A 22,165-nucleotide genomic window follows, 5' to 3' on the forward strand; every position below is an offset into this window, starting at 1 on the left:
AAAAAAAACTAATCAAAGGGTTACCTTTTCAATAGGAGGCATCCCTATGCCCTTTGCGTCTTAGCGCCTTTGCGAGAAACAATAACTAAGTAGAACTTGAAAATTTCACGCAGAGCCGCGGAGTCGCAAAGAAATGATTTCTAAGTCCCAACGAGGGTTAAGAAAAAAACTAATCAAAGGGTAAGCCAAATTATTAACCCAAAACCTTAAAATTGAGAATTACAAATTCAATAGAATATTAAGACGTAGTTGCAAACTCGCCTAGTCAAAGCCAATTCTGGACAAAAAAAATCCGGCAAACTAACATAAAATGTTAATTTGCCGGACATAATCAATTTTATTAAGTTCTTAAATTTAGGTTAAAACCACCTGCTGAAAATATTGGTTCTAAGGCGCTTAGGCTTTTCTTGTTCAGCAGTCATTTCATAAGGCAACTGCCATACTTTGCCCTTACTGTCTCCAAAATAAAGTTGACTTTTACTAAAATCATTTGGATTTCCATCTGCCCAGAAATACAGAAAAGGATCTGTTCCATTCACTACCCTTCTAATGTAATTATGGTTACGCTTGCTCCCTTTGGTAAGTTTTTTAGTTCTGTCCCATGTTTTACCTGCATCTGTGCTTTTCCACATTTCTACTTCTCCACCAGCACCATATTCCTGAGGTGTATTGTTAGTGGGTCCTATTACCATCCAATCTTCACCTTCTACCCAAAGACTACCCATGTCATAATTTTGATCTGATTGGGTGATTATATTGTCTTGCCATTGGCTACCATCCCAGTGGATCACATGCCAGTTTCTAGGGCCATATTTGGGCCCTGGTTGATGCCCTTCTCCTTCTACATACAAAGCGATAGGATTTCCTTTCGCATCAAAATTGACATCCTTAAGGTATACATTGCGTTTTTGGCTAAAATACTCTTTGACCAATCCTGAAGTAGTAGGATCCGTTACGGGTAAAACAACCTTATTGCCATTGATATCAGTCCAGGTTTGGCCAAAATCTTCTGTCTGGTAGTAATATAGATTGGTTCTCAAATCCACATTGCCATTGGGATGCCAGTTGCTAAAGAATACAATTTTATTCTCATACTGGTTACTGATCTGATAATGACCACTGTTTTTATCTTCCGGCCTTTTTATACCCATTAGATGCTGGTCCTGAGACCAATTGGTACCATCAACACTTGTTTCAAAATACAACTGACGCACTCCGGTATATTTTGTAAAAAGATTTAAAAACCCTTTCCCAGCAATGTATTTTGGCTGTGGGTAAGTCATCTCCTCTTCGGAGACCTGCTCAAATGAAGTAATGCTATATGGCAAGGTACTTTTATACTTAAATCCCTTCCTTCGGCTACCTCTTCCACTTACAAATACCCACACATAACCCTCTTCATCCATAGCAAGACTCGGATTGTCATGGGGATCATCAACACCTAATTTATCATAAACGATTACAGGCTTTGAGACCAAGCCTGTATTGTGATCAAACTCACCGATCATGCAAAGAAGGTATCTTTCATCTTCATTTCTTGTACCTCCATAAACAAAAAATGTTCGGTTTACTTCCGGAGAATAAATAGCTAAAGGGATGTGCTTTGCAGTATAGGTGCCAAGGCCACCAGAGTACTTGTCTCCAAATTCAGATTTTTGGCCAAGGGTAAACCAAATTCCTTTGTAACCATCAACGCTAGGGAAGTTTTCCTGTGCAAGCACAGTGTTCGCTGAGGACCAAAAGAGTACTAATAAACTAATTATTAAATAGTTAAAGAAATGCTTCATAGAGGTTCGTTTTTTTAGTCCTAAAAATATACATTAAATGGAAGAAATGAAAACCAAAATGGATGGATGGGAAGGACTTTCAACGCACCTTTATTTAAAAAAATAGTGTCCTACCACCTATAATAGCATAAAAAAGGGATTTCGGTTTGCGAAAGTTTCGAATCCAGCCGCTTACTTGACTTATAATCAAAAAAAAGAAGGCCTTAAAATAGACCTTCTTTTATTGTATGACAACCCAATTTCAATTACATAATATTCATTTTCCTTCTCAGGGGGATATTATGACTTGAATTATAAATTAAATTCAGTTTTTAAATTAGCGAAATCTTGCAAACTGAAAGGTTTCACCCAAAAATCTACTACCCTTTCGTAAGACTTTGCTTTCAAACGATCAGAGTCTTCAATGGATGATGTAATGATAATTACTCTAAGTTCAAACGGTATTTCTATACTCTCTAATTCATCTAAAACTTCCCAACCTGATAAACCAGGCATATTAATATCAAGGAACATAAGATATTTATTCCCACTATCTTTTTTTTCAAAAAATTCTAAAACCTCCTCGCCATTATTAAATGAAATTATTTGATGAGAAATCCCTGCTTTCTCCATCAATTTCTTTTGTAATAAAATTACGATTGGGTCGTCGTCTACCAATAATATATCCACCTTCTGCTTATTTACTTGAACAAATCAAACTTTAACCCAAAATCAATCCTTGCTACCTAACAGTATTCAGACTTAAATCAGAACAATTATTTAATGTACAGTTTTATATATTTAAAATACATTTTTTCAAATGTAAATCAAGAATAACGAATTAAAAAAATATTGTACTCTTTTTTTCTTAAAATCACGCCTATTCCACTTTATGTAATAAAAAATATTTGTTGGATTATAAATTTATATTTTTAAAATTTAAATTTATTAAAAGGTTCAAGCCCCATAATCGCCAAAATCACCTAACCTGCTTGCAGAAGAACTCGATTGCTTTTTAAAATAGAGAATGGTTTTTTAAAATTTGAGTAAAAGTACCAAAACAGGAATGTTTTGGTACTTTTACTACAGATTTCTTATTGTTTATCAGATTTGTTAATGATTCTATAAACGAACCCAGTACCCTAATCGCTGTTAGTGGTCGAACATTTTTTCGTAATGAGGGATAGTTGCCAAGATTCCACCACTCTTCTCGTAGAAAGCTTTACCAGTTGGGTAAACACCATTTTTTGTTTTAACCCATTCTTCATTTGCCATAGGGTGATAGCTAACCATTTTATCCCAATTTTTGTAATATTGGTGCCCATTTGTTTCTTGTAATCCAAGCGGCATGTCAGGAAAGGAATGTAATCTTGCGGCTACATTTTTATTCCAATCTACCAAAATGGGGTTAACAGTTAAATCAGCACAAAAACAAGGGACATTTTTCTCATAAGCCGCCTGCGCAATTTTCATGGTCATGCTCATTGTTTTTGCAATGGCTTTAAGTGCAATGGCAGAATAACCCTGTTCGATTCTTTCAAGTGCATCCTCTACGGTATGCGCACTTTCATCTGCGGCTATTCGAACGCCTAAATCACCAACAAATACCTTATTGTTCTCGCCAAAAGGCTCTTCAATTACAGCAATTTGATCAAATGCTCCAATTTTTTTTGCATGGTCTAAAAAACGCTCCAAGGTTTCTTTTTTCTCATACCTTTCGTTCACATCAAAATAGTAAGGGATCTTACCGTTTTTGGTGTAGGGCGTTTCCCTATCTCCCAAAGTCTTATGGACTTCTGTAAGGAATTCAATGTCCTTGGCCAGCATTTCCTTTTGAGTTCCTGCCGCGCCAGTTTTCAACTTCATAATAAAATGACCCTCGTCAGCTGCCGCTTTAATGTCTTTAATTGAGGCACCAACACTAAATGAAGGGATACTGGCTACTTTGTCGTGTTTTTGAGACAATCCTGGTTGATAAGCTTCAGGTATCATTTCATCAAAAGTCTTCATTCCATTTTCTTCTCCATACAATAACCAGATGGCATTGTCTACAGGAACAAGTGAATTAAGCGCAAAGGTGGTTTTCAAATCTGGATTGCCAGTGATTTTAACGCCATAAGCATATACTTCAGGCAAAACATCATCAAGTAGGCTTATAGGATCTACAAAACTATTCCCTTTAATGATTTGTAAAGCCCTTTCTGTCATTGCATACATCAGTGCATTTCCTCCTGTAGTAGAATGACTTTGAAACACTGCTTTGTCTGACCACAAAGTACCTTGTGTACCAATACCGATTTTATGAATCCCACTATCCGACCCCATTAAAGCAACGGCCTGCCAAGCCTGAGTAATGGCACTGCCCTTAAAACGATAAGGGAATAGTGGTTCTCTTTCAAAGTTTGAATCAGTACGGGTTATTTTTATTTTCTTCATTGCTTTGTTTACTTTTTTAGAATTACCAAAACTTATCGAAGGGCTAAGACCTAATCCACCAGCAGCTAGGGCTATTCCTGACTTGTTCAAAAATTCTCTTCTGCTAAATCCGTTATTTTCGTTCTTATTCATGGTTGTTAGTTATTTGGGGATTTTATTTAAGGTATACCAGGCCTCAGAAGACCATAATGAACTTCCAGTATTACTTTTTAGCTCAATAGGCAAATTAAAATATACGACGTTATTCTCCTTTAATCCAGGGATTTTAAGTTCTATTTTCATGCCATCATCAGCCAATTTAATATCGGTCGGCTTCAAAGTTTCCAAATCCAATTTTGGGCCACCATAAGCAGCTGTAGCCTCATACCTATACTGCTCAATGACAAGCTCGTCTAAAACTGTATTTAACCCCTCCTTCTTGAGTGGTTCTGTAAAAGAAATTTCAAAACCATCCGGTTTGGCCTTGATACTTAACATCTCGAAGGTACTTTTTCCGTTAAATTTAATTTTCTCTAACCCAAACTGGTTCTCCTTCCAGCTCCAGCCCCCAACCATACCAACTTCACCAACATACAAAGCCCCATCAGGACCCCAAACAAGTCTATTGACACCTGCTGTGAAGCCTTGTGAAAATCTAAATACCACACCTTGGTACTGTCCATCGATTTTCTCCAAAAAGTCACGCTTGATTCCACCATTGCTGACATCACCATGTAACATCTGCCCTTTATAAGGGCCATCCTTCATTAGAATAGGTTCGGAAGGTGAATTTCCAATTTCATTGTCCGGTAACCATATCGCCGGTGGACTGGCAACTGGTGGGTTTTGCTCTTGCGCTGCGCTCAAGCCCCATGCCATGCCATTGTAATTGTCTTTTTGGATATGTATTAATTTATTGGCAGGTAGCCATTGGCCCTGGTTGTCTGTAAGAAATAATTCATCGTCTACCCCTACCCCAATTCCATTTGGCGTTCTAAGGCCATAATCTAACCTTTCGATACTTCCATCTTTGCTAATTTTAAGCGTTCTTCCTCTGTCAGGTAGTTGTCTGTCCGTAGACAATAACCGCATGGCCATGGATAAGGTAATATAAAAGTGGTCATCTTTATAAACCAAACCAAAGGCAAATTCATGGAAATCATCCGATGCTCCCCAAGCATCACAAATGACCTTGTATTCATCCATTACCCCATCTCCATCGACGTCTGTCAATTGGGTAAGTTCATGCTTTTGAAGCACATAGATTGATCCGTCCACTACTTCCATTCCAAGTGGTTCAGCCAAACCTGAGGCGATACGTTGTATTTTAATTTTTTAGGATCACCCCCTTCCACTCCTTCTAAAGCATAAATCCCACCTATAGAATCCCAGGTACTTACTAAAAGTCTACCATCTGGCATAAATGCCAAACCTCCTACCCTCGGTTGAAAAGTCTCATTGTGCAAAACAGTCAAGTCATAACTTGGATGGATGCCTTCCAGAGGTGCGCCGAAACCAGGTTTCAACGGAACAGGCTCCTCTTTGGATAGCTTAACCTTTTTTGCTTTGGCAATAGGCTTTTCAGAACTTAATACAGCCTCTTTAGGCCTAAAAGTAAACACATAATCCAGTATGGTTTTAATTTCATTCTCCTTCAAGTCTGGGTGTGGATTCATGGGAGTCGTTCCCCATACTCCTGCACCACCACTTATAATTTTCTTCGTTAGATAAGCTATATTGCTTGGATTCTTCTCATACTTCGTCGCAACCTGCTTGAATGAAGGCCCTACCATTGCGTTTTCTTCCTCATGACAGGTATAGCAATCACTGTTTTCCATCCACAGAATACCCAAGTGATCATATCCTGCACCAATTGCTGGTTTCTCCTGCTTAGGGAAAGGCTCAAAGAAATCAATAATTTTAGATTGGTCAGCCACTATTAAGAATTCTTGGGAATCAGAAGCCTGAAGCAATCTCACCTCCAGGTCAGCTGAAGGACTGTCTACAGTGAAATTCCTTTCAAATCCTGTTTTCCCGTTTTCATTGATTGTGAATTCCGGGTTTTCCTCAATAGAAATAGCTTCCCCGTCAGGTAAAATCAGCTTGTAGCTAAGCGTAATATGATTGTCCAAAATCAAATACCCCTCATATTTCAATTCTATGGGCAAAGATTCGCCATTTCTACTTACTGCCCATTGATTGAAAAGCTTTCCTTCTTCATAATAAGGGGCACCCCAGCTGGTGGGTTGTATGTTTTTTTTATTTGTAAATACCGTCCCTTCTTTGGTAATTCCACCGTTCCAAACTTTATAAAGTTGCCCGACACTCAGGTCATACGCGGCAAAATTAACACTGTCAAAGGCCAGGGATAACATGCGTGGTTTCTTATCCAACACAGATCGAAATGCCCACGGATCCATAGTCCTGATTGCTGGTTCACTTTTTGGAGCCTGGCAACCATTAAAGCCCCAAATGAGAACGATAAGGGCCAAAGGCATTAAACCTTTTTTAAAGTTTAAATGATAAGTTTTAAAATTCATTGTTTATTTATTGACTAAAATGGACCTTTTTCAGTTGTTAATAGCGCATTTGAACCACCAGGCATTTCACCTCTGACCCTTGGAACTTTTAGTGCCGTACCATCTTCTTTATTGTACCAATCCTGTGTTAAATTAGTAGGAACTGAATCATCGGTCTCCATAGACCACTTTTCTAAAGCAAACCTCAGCTGGACCATTGCATTGTTATCATCGGTCATCGTTGCTCTATTCAACAACTGGTATTTGTCATCAGCAATTAAATAGAACTCCTCAAAAGGACGAGGTGATACGAAAACATCTGCTTGTGCGGGGTTAAGCTTACCCTGATCCCTTACCTTTCTAAGGTCTGCATAAGAATCACTGGCATTGGAATCTGCAGGCCCTGGGTTGGCAAATTGAGAACGGTTGTTTTTTATGTATAAATAATCTTTTGTTCTTACCATTCGCGCATGGGCTTCATGATCATGCCAATTGTGCTCAGCAAAAACATAATTCCTAAAGGGTAAATCTGGATTCTTTAGAACAGATAGAAAACTCTTTCCTTGAAAATTACCTGGTGCTTTTACTCCTGCAAGTTGCAGAAAGGTTGGGGCAAGGTCTATACTACTAACCATGGCATCGGCTACTTGACCACCCTTCAAAGCCTTTGGCCATTTCACTAACAAAGGCGATTTAATCCCTGAGTCAATGAGTCGTGTTTTACTTCTGGGAAACGGCCGGCCATTGTCTGATAAAATAAAATAATTGTGTTATCCAGTTGACCTTGACGTTCCAATTCTTCTTCCACCTTACCTATGAAATAATCAAACCTGCTAATTTCATCGTAATAATTCGCCAAGTCTTCTCTAGTAGCTGCTTCATCTGCCAGGTAAGGAGGTACCTCCACCTTGTCCGGATCATGTGCTCCTGTGAAATCATTTTCTCCCCAAGGCCTGTGGGCATCCAAAGCCGCCAACCAAAGGAAAAAGGGCTTGTCAATGGGTCTTTCTTTTAAAAGAGGTACCCAGTAATCCTCCCCTCCATGGCCTATTTCAGGTTTTTTGTCATAAATCAGGTCAAAACCCTTACGAGGGACAACACCCATATGCCATTTCCCAGATTGCCCGGTAAAATAACCTGACTCCTTCAGTAACTCGGGAAAGGTGAGTATATTCTCTGGCATTGCGGTATGTAACTCAGCAGCTCCTGTATTATGAGGATATCTGCCCGAAATAATACTGCTCCTACTAGGGCTACAGGAGCTTGTCGTTAAATAAAAATTATCAAACTTGATTCCCTGAGAGGCGATCCTGTCTGTCACAGGCGTGGAAGCAATCGCATTCCCATAGCTACCCAAATCTTCATAGCCTATATCGTCAGCGATGATCATTATGATATTGGGTCGATTGTCTTGAGCCCAGGTCAAAGTATTAGTGGCCAGAAAAGCCAACATCACAAACAGCAAACTACCTTTCTTTATCATTTCTCGTTAAAGTCTACTTCGTAATCGCTTTCGTTGACCCAGCGTGTATTAAATTTTTCCCCTTCCATAAATCGATTGTAAAAATTTCTTAGAATGTCTTGAGAATATTCGTAATTATCAAAAACAGGACCATTGCCAAACATCCTTGGGTCTTCTTGTGCCTTCAATTGTTTGAATAATTCATCTTTTAGGGCATCCTTGACGTTTTTATATTCTGGATGCAAAGCGAGATTATTCAAACCATAGGGATCTTTTTTTCTATCGTAAAGCTCCTCTTGAGGTCTTTTACCGAAAGAGAGGTTCCAATACTTTAATTCACCTGAAACCCTTCTTTGATTAAGGATCACTGTTTTGGTAGGACTTCCATCAGTATTGAGGTAACCAGTTTCTGGGTTTCCCCCTGGCCATCTATCCGTTTCAAAATTATGGATATAGGTATACTCCTCATTGACCATTCCACGAATAGGATATCCTTGATCATCTGGCCTACCTATATCATGTCTTTCTTTCCCAATCAACACCGCATTTCTGGAAGGATCCGTTTTCCCTCCCTCTTCGGCTTCAAAAATTGGTTGAAGACTTTTCCCTGCAAAAGCAGCCATTCCGGAACTGTCAAAATCCACCTTACCAACTTCCAGAAAAGTCGGTGAAAAATCTACAAAACTTACAAAATCATCAATTACCCTACCTGGATTCTTTATTCCTTTCCCCCATCTTATGGCCAATGGAAGGTGGTTTGAATATTCATATCCTTGCCCCTTTACTCTTGGGAAAGGCATGCCATTGTCTGCTGTAACTACAATCAAGGTATTCTCTAGCAACCCTCTTTTTTCCAGAGAAGCTAACATCTTTACCAAATGCTGGTCAAAGTATTCTGTTTCAAAGGCATAATCCAGCAGGTCGTTTCGGACAGAATCATTGTCTGGCCAAAATGGTGGCACCTTGTCAATCATGTCTATGGTTTTACCTCCCAGCGCTGCTCCAGACCCGTAAGTATAAGCACGATGTGGTTCAAAAGAGCCGTACCAAAAATAGAAAGGCTCTTCTTCTGGTTTCTGGTCCAAAAACACTTCAAAATTACCAGCATAATCAATTGGACTAATATAAGGGGTCGGGGCATCCATTTTTAAATCACTGAATCGCTTTCCTGTCAGCTCTCTTTGTCCTGCATCCCCCGGTGCCCATCCTTTGCCAGTAAACCCTGTAAAATATCCATTGTCACCCAAAACTTCTACATGTGACAAGAATTTCTCGGGAAAAAATGGCACATGATTGGCCGCTTCTTCCAATTGCCAGGAATTCCGTCCTGTTATAATGATAGACCTTGAAGGCGAACATTTTGCATTTGGTGTATAGGCTCTGGTAAATAAAAGCCCTTCTTTTGCCACCCTATCAAATCCTGGCGTTTTGATCCAATCTGTTCCATAAGCTCCTGTATGTGGGAAAGACAAATCATCTGCTATTACAAATAAAATATTGGGAACTACTGGCACTTCCTCCTTTTGCTTACAGGAAACAAGGGAAACATAAACAGCCACCAACAATCCTCCCCAAACACCGAATCTCATAGACATAAAATTTAAGTTAAATTAATTGGAGGAAACGGTTCTAAAACCAGTGTGTTCCAAACCAGTATCGGCAGAAGATTTCATTTTACCACTTACTCTATAGCCTTCACAGTAAGACACATTGCACAAGAAAGACCCACCTTTTACTACTCTTTTGGGAACAGTAGGTTCTTGAGGATCATAACTGTCTTTTGGGCCTTGAGGATTCACGGAAACTTCATCCGTTATCTTGCTATAATAATCTTCACGGTACCAGTCATTGGTCCACTCCCAAACATTTCCGGCCATGTCATACAATCCATATGGATTAGGGTCAAAGGATTTAGCTGGAGCCAAACCTGTAAATCCATCTACACCTTTATCCGTCACTGGAAAATCTCCTTGCCAGATATTCGCCATAAATCCACTTTTTTCTACAGGATCATCTCCCCAAGGGAAAGATTTTTCTTCAAGCCCACCTCTGGCGGCATATTCCCATTCAGCTTCTGTCGGCAATCTTTTCCCTGCCCATTTTGCATAGGCCATGGCATCGTCCCATGCCACTTGTACCACCGGGTAATTTTCTTTACCTTCTATACTACTTCCTGGGCCTTGAGGCATTCTCCAACTTGCTCCTGGCGTCCACTCCCACCACTGCGCAGCATTGTTTAGCGGAATGGGTTGATTTGGCGAATGAAAGGTAAGAGAAGCAGCTACAAGTACGTCATCTGGTGGCCTAGGCGTTCCGGGAGGCAATTGTTTTTTATTTCTTCCCAATCTGGTTTCTTTTCTGCTATCGTTACATATCCGGTAGCTTCTACAAATGCTGCAAATTGGGCATTGGTCACTTCTGTTTCGTCTATCCAAAAACCATCTACCTTGGCTTTATGAGCAGGAAGCTCATCAGCTCTACCGCGATCATCCGTAGATCCTCGGGTAAATTCGCCACCTTCAATCCAAACCATCCCATCGTGTGTAATGGGTGCATCCCGCTCTTCGATAGCTCCTGAGGCAGCATTAGCAGAAGGGTTAAACCTATCTGGAATAGTACCATGACAATTTTCTATTTCTCCACTTTCTACTTCAACTTCTTCTTTATTATTCGAAGAAGAACAAGAAAATAGCGTAAAGGCCAAAAGGCCTATTAGAGGCATAAATTTTAATCTATTGATCATTTCTAGGTAATTAAATTAAATCAACTTACAATTTAAAGAAGTTAAGGGCAAACACCTATACTTCCATCTATTTTTTGATGAACGCACAAATTATACATTTTGGATACGCTTACCATGTTCCATCCAAGTAAGCTAACCTACGCTTGACTTCGTCGTTTACTACTTTTAGCTCCAAAGACGCTGAAGAAAATCTTTTACCATATGGACTATGGTCTTTAAAGTAAACCAATGTATTCAAGCCTATCAAACTCGCTACAGGGTCGGTTGATTCATTAAGCCATCGGGTCAGTGCTGGCATCGGGTTTCTTAGCCCTATCCTCCCAGAAAGTTCAATGGCCTTTAATTGTACGATAGCAGATGTTTCATTTTTAAAGTCAGGAAGCCGGGCATAATCAACCCCCATTTTTTTACCAAAGGTACAAGCCACTGTATAAGCCCAGTACCTTTCCAACTCGTCTCCACTATTTATGCTTTCAATAACCTTGTCATTGACTTCATCCCAGTCCCTGGTGGCCCAGTCAGAAATAGCTATTAATTCCTTAAGTTTTTCGTGATGCTTCTCTCCAAATTCAACAGGATTTTCCATGGCACTATTGACCAAAATGTTTTCAGGGAAAAATCCCAAGTCATTTTTTTCAAGCATCCATTTATCAAGTCGTCTCCGCAGGTCTTTTAAAACTATCTTTTGATTTGCTGCCAGGTTTTTTGTTTCGAAGGGATCTTCCTCCAGATTATAAAGCCTTTCTACCGGTTTGCCTTTGAAGAATGCTGCCTCTTGTGGATTCAATTCTCCTTCATTGAAAAGCGTTCTCCAGGAGGCAAAAGCCATCATCTTATAACGGTAATTGTTTTGCAAACCATCTGGATAATAGGGTTGGTAGCTTCGGATGTACTTCCATTTCCCTTTCCTTACAGACCTCACCATTTCATACTTTTCATCAAATCGATCTGCATGCCCATAGGTTTCATCCCTTTTTTCAAGCGTTGTCTTATTCAAGCCACCACCCAAAAACGGTTGGCCATCCATTTGTTCTGGCACTTCCAATCCTGCAAGCTGTAAGACGGTAGGTGCGAAATCAATAAAACTCACAAATGCCTGTGGTTTTTCTTGTACCGCATAAGGCACTAGCTCTTTGAAGTTTTCAGGGATTCGGACAACCAAAGGAACGTTAAGGCCCGTCTCGTTCAAATAGCCTTTACTACCGGGCAAAACTCCACCATGGTCTCCGAAATAGAAAACAAAAGTATTTTCAAGTTCCCCTGCTTCAGCTAATTCTTCGATTTTCTTTCCAACCCATTCATCTATCTCTCTTATTTTATCTCTATGATAAGCAACAGTGTACCTAAACAAGGGTGTATCTGGGAATTGAGGAAATAAAAACACTTGTGCAGGATCATCCTGGACCTTGTGCTCCATCATCACATCGTTTGTAAAGTGCAACCTGCTTTCATGGGTTTCATGAAAGGTTTCCTGATGGAAAAACGGCTGATTTTCTTCCGGCCTTTTTTGCCAGGTGGCTTTTAATGAAGAGTTGTCCCAAACATTGTCCTTCTCCACCGCATTGTAATCCTTCTTCGCATTGTTTGTGGTATAATATCCCGCCTTTCTAAGGTAGGCTGGAAACATTTCCAATCCCTCAGGCATAGGTGCAATTTTGATTTTCCGGTGCAGGTGCATACCTGTTCTCGTAGTAAGTGTACCTGTGATAAGCGTACTTCTGGCCACTGAACATACCGGTGCATTCGAAAATGCATTGGGGTAAAGCAGGCCAGACTCCAGCATTTTCTCAATATTTGGAGTTTCCACACCATTGGGATCAAAAAGCTTCATAAAGTGCTTTGAGTTGTCTTCAGAAATTAGAAAGACAATGTTCGGAGTGGCGGGTACTGGTTTATCTATTTCATTGGCTTTCACGCTTTCACTATCCATAAATGCCATGGACAATAACAAGCCTAGGGTGAACTGAAATCTGTTTTTTGACAAAAGTTTTAGTGAAACCATTTTTGAATTATTATGAGATCTTTATGCTGTGTTGAAAAGGCGTGAAACCTGTAAGAAACACGGTAGGCGATTCCATTTTAGGCAATGCTCCTCTAATGGCGATCCATTTGTGCTGGTATAATCCAGGTCCAAAATTAATGGTAGAACCATTTCCTGTATACTTACCCATTCCTTCTTTTAGAAACACAGCATCCTCCACGCCTTCATGAGGAACCGTTCCTGAAAATGTGCCTCCTTGCCTGAATATCAATTCCAGGGCAACCGGAACCTTGTCTGTCCCAGTAATTTCAATGTCAATTAAAAACCCATCCCCTTCTTCCTGTATGGTGACCGTATTGGTCAATTCCTGAATTTCAGATTGTCTACGCTGACTCCTAGGCATATTTGACCAAACCCCATCCCCAGGGATATCTTCTTTTGGGAATGGTTGATAGTAAGGACCTGTCAATTTACTAGTGAGAATATATTTGCCATTCTCCACTTTATAAGAGTCAGCTGAGAACTGCCCCTTCCCAAAGAAGGCACTTGCAAACCTCATGCCCTGAAGCATAAGCTCCTTTTTGTGAAAAGTAAAGAAAACAGAACTACCGGAAAGAATTGAGGCATCATAAGGCCCTCTCCTAACCCTCATTAAATTGGAATTGCTAAATTCTTTGGCATAATTTATAGGCAAAGCTTTTGCTGGTGGCAATTCCTTCCAAAGAGAGGGGTCTTCCAGGAAATAGTATAGAAAACCAGTGGCTCTTTTAAAAGAAGTTTCCTCAATCAACCTACAAGCTGCCGCAAACTGACCGTCTCCGGTTTTCAAAGCCATATAACGAAAAGGATAATAATAATTCTGCAAGAAGCCAATGATAGAATTGTCCTGTCTTCCTGAAGCTTCTGTTACAATCTCTCCATTAGGATGAATGAAATACAGGTTCATTTTCAGGTTTTTGAACACATAATCTAAAAGCTCCGGTTTATCAAAGCCTCTGGCAATGCTTATCAATACCCTATCGCTTAATGAAGAATAAATATAACTACTTTTCTCCTGAAATTGTCCATCTTCATCCAGGTCTATCTGCTCAGCAAGCCATTCTTCAGCCCTTAAACGATAGCCTGGATCTGGGTTGATTTTATATAATTCTGTCAGTCCCGAGCTCACCACCCAACGGTGATTGGGCGTATGGATGCCACCAACTTTTAATGCTTCTCCAGCATTCATAAGAAATTGCTTCAGTGGTGTCAATACACTTTGCTTTTCTACAACTTCAGATTTGTCCAGAAGTCGCCAAACAGGTGCTAGCCACTTTACTATAAAACCTGTATCAGGCGTGGAGTGAAAATTAGTAGACACCAGGTCAATTGTTCCATCCTCATGCTGTAATGTCAAAAAATAATCACAGGATAAAGCCAATTTTTTCCGCAATTCCTGGTCATTGTAAAAGGCGGATTCCGGGCTAACCAAAGCGCAAATACCGGCTCTCAGGAAAGAGGTGATAGAATGGGCAGTAGCCATCTCATAGCCGTCTAATACGGCCCCATAGTGAGGAGAACTTTGGTCATTAATGTATCTTTCCAAGATACTTCGAACTCCAAGATCATTGTTGGAGATCATCTGAAGTAACCAATCAGGCTTACTGTTTTCTGGATTTTGAGAAGAGGAATTAAATGGATTTATGGACAAAGAGGCAAATGGAGCCAAAAGTGTTAATGTTCCATTTTTCCTAATGAAAGCTCTGCGCTTCATAAATTATCGTGGATTTTGGTTGATTTTGGGAAACAATAAAGGCTAAATATACATTATTTTTAGAATAGGAAAAGCCTAAAAAGTTTCTTTTTAAAGTGCTGCCTATTACTAGAAATAAGCATAAACCAGTCTTTTGAATATTGCTTTCAAGCAAAAAAAATATCCTTCGCTACTTTTCAACTAAAGCCATTCGTGCTGATCCACCGCCAACGCTCAACCTAACTATCTATGAAAATTTATAAAAATCAGGATCCTAAACTTATCCCTTATTAAAGAATTAATAACCCACAGGCCCTGAGCTCATCTCTCATTGTAGCAGTGAAGAACTGATCAAAATGCTCAAATTTCTCTTCATAGCTATTTATAAACTGTCCGTAGGTAATTGGTCTACCCGATTTTTCCATCTCACCGAGAATTCTAAGCAGCCAATCAGCCACATTTTGCACTAGGGTAAAGTCTACAATGGCTGATGTAGTATGAAAAGTAAGCAAAACCCTGGTGTAGGTTTTCTTTTTCTTTCGAATAAGTTTTTCTGAAACAATTGGCATATTCCCTAACCAGACCATCTTCGCGCCATTTTTCGGAGAATTACTGTCCTCTTTTTCAAGACAGGTCACTATGTATTCTGGCCCTATCGTTGGTCTTGGGACATTGAAGTCAAACCAATCCTGTAAAGGAAAATCAAAACCAATTCCGTGCATGAAGTTGAACAAAGACTTCTTCAATCCATAACTAAATTTGGAATGGTCGATCCCAGTTTTGTCTTTGAATGCAATGTCATTGTTGGCAAAAGAAACCGGGTTTTGATTTGGAATTATGTGGTACTTCTCTGGTTCCAATCCAATTGGGCTGTGGGCCGTCAAAGCAAATTGATGCCAAAACCCAGACCTCAATACCCCTTCTTCAAAAAGTTGCCTAACCATTTCCAGGCTGTCAACGGTCTCCTGAATAGTCTGTGTAGGGTATCCGTACATTAAATAGGCATGCACCATTATTCCAGCTTCGGTGAAATTCCTCGTCACCTGAGCCACCTGCTCTACTGTAACCCCTTTGTCAATCAATTTCAACAGCCGGTCAGAAGCCACTTCCAAACCTCCTGATATGGCAATACATCCTGAAGCGCTTAACAAAAGACATAGATCAAGCGAAAAACTCTTTTCGAACCGAATGTTTGTCCACCAGGTAAGTGTAAGTTTTCGCTTAATAATCTCCAATGCCACCGCCCGCATCAACGCTGGTGGTGCGGCTTCATCCACAAAATGAAACCCACTTTCACCGGTTTCTTTTACCAATTGCTCCATGCGATCAACCAGTATATTTGCTGTCAGTGGTTCGTACAATTTAATATAGTCAAGAGATATATCGCAAAAAGTACACTTGCCCCAATAGCAGCCATGCGCCATGGTGAGCTTATTCCACCTGCCATCGCTCCACAAGCTATGCATGGGATTGGCAATCTCTATAACAGAGATATAATGGTCTAAGGGTAAATCACTATAATCGGGTGTACCCAATTCACTTTGCTTGTAATCACTTTCAACGGATTTGTTGTTGTAGATTACTTTCTCTCCATCAAAATAAAAAGTACGTTTTAACTTAGTGCCCGCCTTTAAAGGAAATGCATCATTCTCGATGAGTCTCAAAAGTATTTCTATTGGTCTTTCGCCATCATCCAGGCAAATGAAATCAATAAAGTCAAAGACCCTGGGATCAGAAATTGTTCTTAATTCGGTATTTGGAAAACCCCCACCCATTATAATTTTCACCGATGGGTACTGCTTTTTAATGTATTGTCCACAGCGAAAAGCACTGTACAGGTTGCCAGGAAAAGGAACAGAGATACCAACCAGCTTTGGCTGCACCTCTTTCATTTTGCTATCTAATATGGATAAACTTATTTGATCAATATAGGTTAACTCCGCATTCAATTGTTCATGAAGACCATCGAAATTATTGGCACTTTGACCCAAGGACTCGGCATAACGGCTAAATCCAAATTTAGGATCCACACACTCCACGATAAAGTCTGACAAATCCTCCAAATATAGGGTAGCGAGGTGCTTCGCTCTATCTTGCATCCCCATGTTCCCAAAGGCATAATCAAGGTCATCCAATTGCTCAAACCTGGATGCTTTGGGTAGAAAATTATCCGTGCAAATCTTCCTGGCCAAAGTGGCGTTATTTCCCTGAAGGAACAGTATCACTGCATCTATAGACTGAATGTAAGTTTCTTTAAGGGCAAAGATCCTGTGGGCATTTTCAGAGTCTATTTTCTTGTTTTGATTGGCTAATGTGAAGATTTCACCCAGTCCTTTTTTACAAAAAACAGCCTGAATAACATCTATACCAAGATCCATCTGGTAACTGCTAATCCCTTTGGTATTCAAAAAACCTTTAAGGTAAGCAGTGCCCGGGTAAGGGGTATTTAATTGTGTAAATGGAGGGGTAATTAAAAGCAATTCTTTCAATGGGTTTGTTTTTTAGCAAATACAAAAGTAAGTGAAAACAATTTACTCGGCTATATTTATAGAAATAAAGGTAGCAATTCCAAAGCGGAAGCCTCCTGAGCTGTATTTTCTATTCTCAAACCCTGCTCCCACCTCAAGTCGAAATATCCTGAATAGATTGTCTAGAGAGTAACCCAGCTCCCAATAATGGGGCGAACTGTCTGTTTTCAGGTAATTAAAAAATAGGTTTTCCCTAACTCCTGAAAACCTCAAACCTGGCAATTGGGTAAACAAAAACTTTCTAAACTGGTAGTGAAACAAACCTCCAACATATGAATCGGTAGTACTAAAAGTATAATAGTCTAAAAACCTATAATTGCTGGCTGCCCCCATATTGCTAAAGATCGTTCGGTTTCCTCCAAAATGCTTGTAATCCATAAAATAGACCTTGTCTTTATTTAAAAAAGTACCTGCATTTAAGTTAAAGGCCAATTTCCCACTCACTCCAAAGGAAATAGCATGTTTTAAGCCCAATTCGACTTGCTGAAAATCGGCGACCTCGGCCCCTTTATAAATGATGGGAAAAGCTTGCTTATAGTTCATGAAAATTAATGGGGTTGAATCCATTATTGGGATTTTACGGCCATTTCTTACCTGGTACTTTAAGCCTGGCCTCCAATCAATGTTCAAATCAAATAACAGTCCATTGTTGGCTAGAAAACTGGCTTCTTCATCCCCTTTAAGATTGGGCTGATTTGCGCTGTATTCTTTTTTCTCGGAATAGAAAAAACTGTAATCACTGTGATTGGTCAATGGGCTTCTCTCTTCAATACTGAAACTTGTCCTGTAGGTAAACTTGTCACCCATCCTATGCGCCCAGTAAAGTTTTGCAAAAGTTTTCTCATACATCTTCATGTAATTCTCTCTTAGGAAAAGAGAATAAACAGCATTTACCTGTTCGCTAATAGGTTCATTGGCGTTGTACTGGTATATGTATTTTCCACCATCTACCCCCCAACTGTACCCTTCCCTACCTTTGGTTACTGACCTACGGAAATCCAAAGTCATGTAGGCTATTTCACTGGCAAAACCATACCTAAATGCTGGCCTGAAATTCAAGGACTTCACATGGTTTGTGACACTATCCGCGAGCTTAGTCACTTCCTCTTTGCGATAGAAACCTGAAAAACCGACTTTAAAGCCCTCCACAGTATTAAAGGACATCTTTGTCCAATTCGTATGAAAACCTGCTGATCTTCCTCTGCCAAAATTGTACCTCCCTCCAGTCAAAAAATCAAAAGGCTTAAACCTCCTTTTGGCTTTTTGAGCAATGCTATCCACTTCGCTATTCCTTGCTACCTCTACCAAGGCCAAACTATCATCTCTAACATAACCCAGGATTTCTTTATCGGTCAAGGGTGCTGGTCGAATACTATCCCAATAAGCACTGTTTCTTTTGGTAGCCAGTGAATCGATGATGTGTGACCTTACAGATAATATATCTTTATCTTCTCGTTCCTTGTTTGCTTCTTTTTCATAAGTAGCGAGCAACTTCCGATACTGCTTTCTACTCAGTTGGTCGGCCTCTTCCAATTGCTCGATTGGTGATTGCTTAGTAGATAGGATTCTAATTTCTTCAGGGATCTCAGTGATTTTTTCGTCAAGGATTTCGGTTTCGAAGATCAGGTCTTGATTGAGTTGTAATTCATAGTCTCTGGTAGAAGCCAAGTATTGAAATTCGCCGGCAAAGCCAAAGAATTTCCCTCCAAAATTATAGGTATGGGTAATGGGCATCCAAACGTTTTCCATTACTGGTGCATATTGCTGCCTGACGCGAATGTCAAAGCCCAAAAGAGAGGTTTTAAGGTCCAGACTGTGGATAGTCCATAAATCCTCTATGATATAAATATAACCATCAAAAACCCTTTCCCCTTTTGATCGCGGAATAACCCTGATTTTATTGACAAGGACCTCGTTTTCAAGAAAAGTACCTTCAAGGCGAAACTTGTAATAGGCAAACGCTGACCTTGCCAGGGGAGAGATAATTTCATTTACCTTGTCATCATAAAAACTGGCACCTATATAGGGAGCAGGAGATGTTTGGTTATTGTCTCCACTGGAGCGAATGCTAATAACTGTCTCCTTGATTTCATTTGGTTGTTTGAAATCGATTTTAGAAACTGACTCTGAGGTATAGGCCTCATTTAGACCGATGCCTTCCTTGGCCAACTTCTTCTTTAGAAAAAACGGCGCATCAGTAAGCTCTCCTGTACCTTTAATATACACCATCATGCTATAGGCATCCACCTGAAGCTTATGGTATTTGGCCTTGGCAATGGCTTTTCGGATGACCGTTAAAGCAGGATCCTCCGCTCCTTCTCGCACTTCCACTACATTAAGCCCGTAAGTTTGCATCTCCAAACGCACATTGACTTCTACCCAGTCGTCTTTAACTTCAAAGGTTTGTAGTTGAGCAGTATAGCCTAAATATTGAAATAGGATGTCGTAGTGGCCATTTGGTAGCTTCCATTCAAAATAGCCATCTTGATTGGTGGGAATACCATCATTCAGGTTTCTTGCAAATACAGTCGCAAAGGCCAAAGGTTGACCATCTTCGCTAGAGACGAATCCTTTTATCCCTTGCGCATTTGAAGGAGGGCTTGCAATGACTAAAACCAATGTCATAAGCGCTATCCTAAAAATACATATTGAAGCTTTTTTCATTCCTTTATAGCTAACCGAGGAAACCCTTCTTAAACGAAAAATTCACCAACCTGCAACAAGCATAAGACTACCTGAATAATAGGTCAAGGATAAACTTAGCATTTATTCATCAAATAACCTTCGTAACTAAAAATAGGTGAAAATGGTTAAATAATTAACGGATAAGCGCAAGCACTATTGTGCTTCGTAAGCCCATTCAACCTGCGGCCATACTTCAGGTCCATCATTTTTAAGTTTTGGCCCAGCCGTACTTCTACCGTTTTTTATTAGGCTGATCATTTCCTTCTTTAATAACGAGGCCACCTCTGGGAAATCATTGATTAGGTTAGTCTGCTCACCTGGATCTTTAGATAGATCAAAAAGCTGCATATCTGGTAAACCAACAAGTTCTTTGGCCGATCTTGGAGCCGTCCATCCACCAGAACCTGGCCAGGCAATTAGTTTCCAATTGCTTTTTCTAATGGCAAACCTGCCTTCAATGGAATGGTGGATTACCGAAGGTCTTACCTCTGCCTCCATATCACCATTGAGTACTTTCAAAAAACTAAAACTATCTTCTCCCGCATTTTCAGGCATTTCCTGATCCAAAATAGCTGCAACAGTAGACATAAAATCTGTTGTACAGATAATTTGGTCTGTGGTTTTCCCTCCTGCAATTTTAGCTGGCCATTGAACAATAAAAGGAACACGGTGTCCACCTTCATAAATGTCTGCTTTATGCCCTCTAAAACCATCACTAGGATCATGCCCAACCTTGGCCAATTCAGCAAAATTGGCTTTGGGAGAACAACCATTGTCTGAAGTGAAAATCAAAAGTGTATTTTCCAATACGCCTTTTCGTTCTAATTCAGCTACAATTTTACCCACCACATCATCTACTTGCAAAACAAAATCACCATACATATTGGTATTGCTCTTTCCCATAAACTCGGTAGTTGGTAATATAGGGGTGTGGGGTGCTGGAAGAGGGAAATATAAAAAAAACGGTTGCTCTTTATTTGCGTTTTCATCTATAAAATTCACAGCTTTTTCAGTCAAATGAGATAAAACCTGAACATGTTCAAAATCAGGCGCTGTAGGACCTTTTCTCCAGAAGCCCTTGTCATCAACATTCACTGTCATTTTCTCCGGTAATGCGGTAACCCTATCATTTTCAATATAGACATATGGTGGAATGTCCAGAGAACTGCTAAAACCATAAGCATAAGTAAAACCTACTTGATTGGGCCCATTCTTTATTGGTTGCGAATAATCAACCTCCAGAATGGTATTCAGGTTATCAATGTTTTCATATTCTTGCTTAAATGCCCAGTCCCAGCCCAAGTGCCATTTACCTATAAATCCAGTATGGTATCCTGCACCTTGAAGAAGCTTCCCAACTGTAAAACGTTCTGAATCTATCAAAGGCGCCGAAAACCCTCCCAAAACACTGCTTTTAAGTGTAGACCTCCAATTGTACCTACCGGTAAGAATGCCATAGCGTGTGGGCGTGCAAACCGCTGAACTGGTATGTGCATCTGTAAACTTTATTCCTTTGTTTGCCATTTTATCGATATGAATGGTTTCAAGTTTGCCTTCAGGATTGTAACAAGAGGCATCCCCTATCCCCATATCATCGGCCAGGATATAGATAATATTTGGAGTTGAATCTCCCTGCGAAAAGCCATTACTTAAGTTAAAAATCAATAAAAATACTGGAAGGATATAGGTTTTCATAAAGTAGTACATTATCAAAAGATTTCGCTTAATGATGTTTGCTCTGAGTCAAAATCATTTTGTTGGGTTAATTATTAATGTCAAACTATTAAAGCGTCAACAAAGGTATTATTGATCAAAATAAACTGAAGGCATTGATCATATTATCAAGTCAGGCAATTTATTCAAAAATGTTTTAGATAAGGAATAAATTCAAATATTTAGATTATTTTTTATCCACTCAATTTACGAATTCCCCGATAGCTTCAGTCTTCGACCCTAATAGACCACTTTAATTATCACATTGAATCAAATCCAAAGATTCAGCCTTCATTTCTACCAACAAAGACTTAAATCCAGGGTATATCAATCAAGAAGCGTCCGAATTTCTAGCAAAAAATAATTTTACGGAATCCAAATACTTTTAATTCTTCGTAAATGCCTAAAATCATCGGTTTATATTAAAAAAACTTTTATCGTACAAATTAGTTAGAAGAATAATTCATATTTAAATAATATTATTTTTAGTGCACTATTAAATTATTTATATTAATGTTGTTTCATATCTAATTGAAACATAAAGGAAAAGTCAATTTTCGCATAGTAATTTAATAGATGTATGAATGATCATATTATAATTCGATGAGTAACTCTTTAACC

General features: G+C 39.5%; 13 protein-coding genes and 1 pseudogene. All 14 read right to left on the reverse strand.

Annotated elements, in window-relative coordinates; translation table 11 throughout:
• Positions 1 to 359: 359 nt before the first annotated feature.
• Positions 360 to 1,787, reverse strand: coding sequence for a BNR-4 repeat-containing protein (locus ADICYQ_RS16940; RefSeq protein WP_040416830.1), 1,428 nt, complete (start codon positions 1,785 to 1,787; stop codon positions 360 to 362).
• A gap of 291 nt (positions 1,788 to 2,078) precedes the next feature.
• A complete protein-coding gene (locus ADICYQ_RS16945; RefSeq protein WP_020891269.1) occupies positions 2,079 to 2,456 on the reverse strand; it encodes a response regulator in 378 nt (125 codons plus the stop codon).
• A gap of 462 nt (positions 2,457 to 2,918) precedes the next feature.
• Complete coding sequence (locus ADICYQ_RS16950) at positions 2,919 to 4,334, reverse strand: enolase C-terminal domain-like protein (RefSeq protein WP_020891270.1); 1,416 nt, start codon at positions 4,332 to 4,334, stop codon at positions 2,919 to 2,921.
• A 9-nt stretch (positions 4,335 to 4,343) separates the two neighbouring features.
• A complete protein-coding gene (locus ADICYQ_RS28900) occupies positions 4,344 to 5,468 on the reverse strand; it encodes a PQQ-dependent sugar dehydrogenase family protein (protein WP_020891271.1) in 1,125 nt (374 codons plus the stop codon).
• Positions 5,459 to 6,721, reverse strand: coding sequence for a c-type cytochrome (locus ADICYQ_RS28905; RefSeq protein ID WP_235114768.1), 1,263 nt, complete (start codon positions 6,719 to 6,721; stop codon positions 5,459 to 5,461). Before ADICYQ_RS28905 ends, ADICYQ_RS28900 begins: the two co-directional genes overlap by 10 nt.
• A gap of 14 nt (positions 6,722 to 6,735) precedes the next feature.
• Positions 6,736 to 8,183: pseudogene (locus tag ADICYQ_RS30380) on the reverse strand (sulfatase family protein).
• Positions 8,180 to 9,751 carry a sulfatase family protein gene (locus ADICYQ_RS16965; RefSeq protein ID WP_040416833.1) on the reverse strand — a complete coding sequence of 524 codons (1,572 nt, stop codon included), beginning with the start codon at positions 9,749 to 9,751 and terminating at the stop codon, positions 8,180 to 8,182. Before ADICYQ_RS16965 ends, ADICYQ_RS30380 begins: the two are co-directional and overlap by 4 nt.
• Before the next feature lie 21 nt (positions 9,752 to 9,772).
• Entirely contained in the window at positions 9,773 to 10,507 is a 735-nt protein-coding gene (locus ADICYQ_RS16970) for a formylglycine-generating enzyme family protein (protein ID WP_235114777.1), read from the reverse strand.
• A complete protein-coding gene (locus tag ADICYQ_RS28920; RefSeq protein WP_235114780.1) occupies positions 10,444 to 10,905 on the reverse strand; it encodes an SUMF1/EgtB/PvdO family nonheme iron enzyme in 462 nt (153 codons plus the stop codon). Before ADICYQ_RS28920 ends, ADICYQ_RS16970 begins: the two co-directional genes overlap by 64 nt.
• 109 nt (positions 10,906 to 11,014) lie before the next feature.
• Positions 11,015 to 12,889: a sulfatase family protein gene (locus tag ADICYQ_RS16975; protein ID WP_020891279.1), complete on the reverse strand. Its 1,875-nt coding sequence runs from the start codon at positions 12,887 to 12,889 to the stop codon at positions 11,015 to 11,017.
• 28 nt (positions 12,890 to 12,917) lie between these two features.
• Positions 12,918 to 14,639 (reverse strand): hypothetical protein, encoded by a 1,722-nt coding sequence (locus tag ADICYQ_RS16980; RefSeq protein ID WP_040416838.1) that lies wholly within the window; start codon positions 14,637 to 14,639, stop codon positions 12,918 to 12,920.
• 269 nt (positions 14,640 to 14,908) lie between these two features.
• Positions 14,909 to 17,107 (reverse strand): B12-binding domain-containing radical SAM protein, encoded by a 2,199-nt coding sequence (locus tag ADICYQ_RS16985; protein WP_040416841.1) that lies wholly within the window; start codon positions 17,105 to 17,107, stop codon positions 14,909 to 14,911.
• Between the two features lie 42 nt (positions 17,108 to 17,149).
• The gene (locus tag ADICYQ_RS16990) at positions 17,150 to 19,810 is read right to left on the reverse strand and encodes a DUF5686 family protein (RefSeq protein ID WP_040416848.1); all 2,661 of its coding nucleotides are present in this window, start codon (positions 19,808 to 19,810) and stop codon (positions 17,150 to 17,152) included.
• A 174-nt stretch (positions 19,811 to 19,984) separates the two neighbouring features.
• The gene (locus ADICYQ_RS16995) at positions 19,985 to 21,526 is read right to left on the reverse strand and encodes a sulfatase family protein (RefSeq protein WP_020891284.1); all 1,542 of its coding nucleotides are present in this window, start codon (positions 21,524 to 21,526) and stop codon (positions 19,985 to 19,987) included.
• Positions 21,527 to 22,165: the final 639 nt, after the last annotated feature.

Origin of the sequence: Cyclobacterium qasimii M12-11B, from assembly GCF_000427295.1 — a bacterium.
Taxonomy (GTDB): domain Bacteria; phylum Bacteroidota; class Bacteroidia; order Cytophagales; family Cyclobacteriaceae; genus Cyclobacterium; species Cyclobacterium qasimii.